Here is a 3,594-nt window from a genome sequence, read left to right as displayed (position 1 = left end):
GCACCGCCGCCGCCTTTCATCTTGTCGTTGCCGGCGCCACCATCGAGCCGGTCCTTGCCGCCGCCGCCGATGAGCCTGTCGTTGCCTTCGCCGCCAGACAGCTTGTCATTGCCACCGCCGCCTAGCAGCTTGTCGCGGCCGACACCGCCATCAAGGACATCGCGGCCACCGCCGCCCACGAGCTTGTCATTCCCTTCGTCGCCCGCGAGCGTGTCGTTGCCCTTGCCACCCAAGAGCTTGTCATTGCCGGCACCACCAGTAAGGTCGTCGTGCCCAGCGCCCCCGACAAGCTTATCCTTGCCCCCATTGCCGACGAGAACGTCGTTGCCCTTCGTGCCTTTAGGTGTGTCCCCAGAGCTGCCTCCGGTCTCCTCCTCGTCGACTGGAGGCAAAACATCCTCGACCACATCCTGCACGGCGAGCGTGAAGCGCTGCGTCAGACTCAGCCCGGCCGCATCCGTCGCCGTCACATCGACCGGAACCGTTGCCTCCGCCTCATGGTCGAGGCTGACACCCGCCTTCAGCTTCAGCGCCCCATCGACCACCTCGAAGCGGGTGTCGGACACCGTGAAGCTGTGGCTGTCACGAGCGTCTGGGTCGGTCACCGTCAGCTGGCCAATCGTGGCCCCGGCGGCATTCTCCCTGACCGTCGCGGACGACAGGCGGACAGCAGTGGCCGCCTCGTTGACGTTGGACACTGTCACATCGAAGCGCTGCGTCAGGCTCAGACCGGCCGCATCCGTCATCGTCACCTCGACCGGCACCGTGGCACCCGCCTCATGGTCGAGGCTGACACCCGCCTTCAGCTTCAGCGCCCCACCGACCACCTCGAAGCGGGTGTCGGACACCGTGAAGCTGTGGCTGTCACGAGCGTCTGGGTCGGTCACCGTCAGCTGGCCAATCGTGGCCCCGGCGGCATTCTCCCTGACCGTCGCGGACGACAGGCGGACAGCAGTGGCCGCCTCGTTGACGTTGGACACTGTCACATCGAAGCGCTGCGTCAGGCTCAGACCGGCCGCATCCGTCGCCGTCACATCGACCGGAACCGTTGCCCCCGCCTCATAATCCAGCAATACGCCGGACTTCAGCTTCAGTGCGCCATCGACCACCTCGAAGCGATCATCCGAAACCGTGAAGCTGTGCGTGTCGCCAGCATCGGGATCGGTGACCGTCAACTGGCCGATCGTGGCGCCGGCAACGTTCTCCCTGACTACTTGATTTGACAATTGAACTGAAGTCGGCACATTATTCAATTTCGCCGGGCCGAAACCAAGTTCGATGCTGGTGTTCACCCCCATCGCTTCCAAATCAGCTGCAGTATAGGTGCGCTCGTTGCCCTGCATGTCCTCGACGACGACACGCGTGACACCGTATGTGCCTGGCTGGTTTGTTGTCGCGACCATGTAGCTATTGGATGCATGCCCGTCAGACCAATCGCTGCTGTCGAACAGACCGAGAAGGCTGTAGGGGCTGTAGACCTCACTACCCAGCCAAGAATACGAAATGCTGTTGTCGAGCCAGACCACCACATCTGCGACGCCTGACTTGTCATCAAAGGCCGTTGCGGAGACATCAAACTGAGCCGGGCCAGCCGAAAGGTCCAAGCGCTCCGGCAAGCTCAAAGATGTCAGTTCAGGTGCAACCGTGTCCTCCGTGGTCCCAATCAACTCGATGCTAGTGTTCACCCCCATCGCTTCCAAATCAGCTGCAGTATAGGTGCGCTCGTTGCCCTGCATGTCCTCGACGACGACACGCGTGACACCGTATGTGCCTGGCTGGTTTGTTGTCGCGACCATGTAGCTATTGGATGCATGCCCGTCAGACCAATCGCTGCTGTCGAACAGACCGAGAAGGCTGTAGGGGCTGTAGACCTCACTACCCAGCCAAGAATACGAAATGCTGTTGTCGAGCCAGACCACCACATCTGCGACGCCTGACTTGTCATCAAAGGCCGTTGCGGAGACATCAAACTGAGCCGGGCCAGCCGAAAGGTCCAAGCGCTCCGGCAAGATCAAAGATGTCAGTTCAGGTGCAACCGTGTCTGCTGAAGAGAAGTATCCGCTCCTCTCTGCAGCCCAGCCGACCGACTGGCTTAGCACTGTCACTTCAGTCGAATAAGGATCGAAATCTATATATTCGTCACTATCGGTTAGAACGTAATAACGCGAATAGTGACGGAAAACCATATCACCAAAATAACCATCTGAATCTACATCAGTTACGCCAGAGAATTCCACCTCGCGGCGATCCCCCACGCTATAAACCCCAGAGAAATCAACAGGCGCAACAAAGACCATTTCCCCAGGAGAGAAAATATTGTCAGAGAAATCACCTTCGAAGATAGCCCATTCCCAAGTCCCGGCCGGCATATACTCATCATTCATGAGCTGAAGCTTGGGATTTGTCGACGAGTATCCAGTTTGCCATGTTTTGACGGAATTTTTGAATGTGTAGTATGTCATCTCTGTCCACCTGAACGAATTCAGGCAACCTAACCGATCAAACGACTAACGCAATGGTTGCGGGAGATTGCGAGCAACGCAGGCAGCAACTTGGCACCTAACCTAGGCAAATGCGCAACTCCAGCTTCGAGCAGCTTGCCGGATCAGGACCCGTCATGTCCACGAAACCGGCAGCAGCTCATTGCAAGCCAGTGTCACGAAATGCGTCCATCGAACTTGCCCAACGAACTCGCGAAGGCCTTCTTTCTCCGCGTGGTACGATCGTCCTTGGTCATCCAACATGCCGCCCCCTTCAACCATTGTCAGTTGGGCAGATGTGGCGGGCGCGTAGCCAGTTCAACGGCGTGGGCCGAAGTCCCACTGCCGCGGCCGGACAGCCCCCAGCGCCTTGAGGCCCACGCCCGGCCTCGAGCATGGCGAGGTGCAGGAACGCGAAGTCCTAGAAGAAGCAAGCTCGTATATAAGGGTGTTGCAGTCAGCCAAGTCCGGTGAGGCAACCAACCTTATATCTCATGCGGGACGAAGACCTTGATGTGCCCTAGCCCGCCGGTCTCTAGAGCGATGGTTGGAGCAGTCATTGGACGGTCCGCCTGATAGAAGCGACTACAGGTAAGCGACGTATAGCTGGGCGGAACACGCTCGTCCCGCCCAGCATGTCCCGTGTCTCAGCCGATCTCCACCCATTCACCGCTCTGACGCGCGTAGGTGGCATCGTGGAACTCGAGTCGCTCAATTCCGATAAGCACGTTACGGTCGTCTTCGAAAGTCACGATCACCTTCTTGCCGAAGGTCACACCGTAGTCGTCGAACGCGCCGTCGAACTCGACTGTGTCGCGGCCACCGCCGCCCACCAGCTTGTCGTTGCCGAGATCGAAGATGAAGGTGTCCGCACCGCCGCCGCCTTTCATCTTGTCGTTGCCGGCGCCACCATCGAGCCGGTCCTTGCCGCCGCCGCCGATGAGCCTGTCGTTGCCTTCGCCGCCAGACAGCTTGTCATTGCCACCGCCGCCTAGCAGCTTGTCGCGGCCGACACCGCCATCAAGGACATCGCGGCCACCGCCGCCCACGAGCTTGTCATTCCCTTCGTCGCCCGCGAGCGTGTCGTTGCCCTTGCCACCCAAGAGCTTGTCAT

General features: G+C 59.5%; 1 protein-coding gene and 1 pseudogene. Both read right to left on the bottom strand.

Annotated features, from left to right (window positions below):
• Positions 1-2,462, bottom strand: a pseudogene (locus O4G76_RS19665) (hypothetical protein); the annotation flags it as partial.
• A 665-nt stretch (positions 2,463-3,127) separates the two neighbouring features.
• A partial coding sequence (locus tag O4G76_RS19660; protein WP_269398850.1) for a calcium-binding protein occupies positions 3,128-3,594 on the bottom strand: 467 nt, incomplete at its 5' end.

The organism is Limimaricola sp. G21655-S1 (assembly GCF_027213785.1).
Taxonomy (GTDB): Bacteria; Pseudomonadota; Alphaproteobacteria; order Rhodobacterales; family Rhodobacteraceae; genus Limimaricola.
Note: the sequence above shows the minus strand (reverse complement) of the source record. Positions and strands in the feature narration are given on the sequence as shown.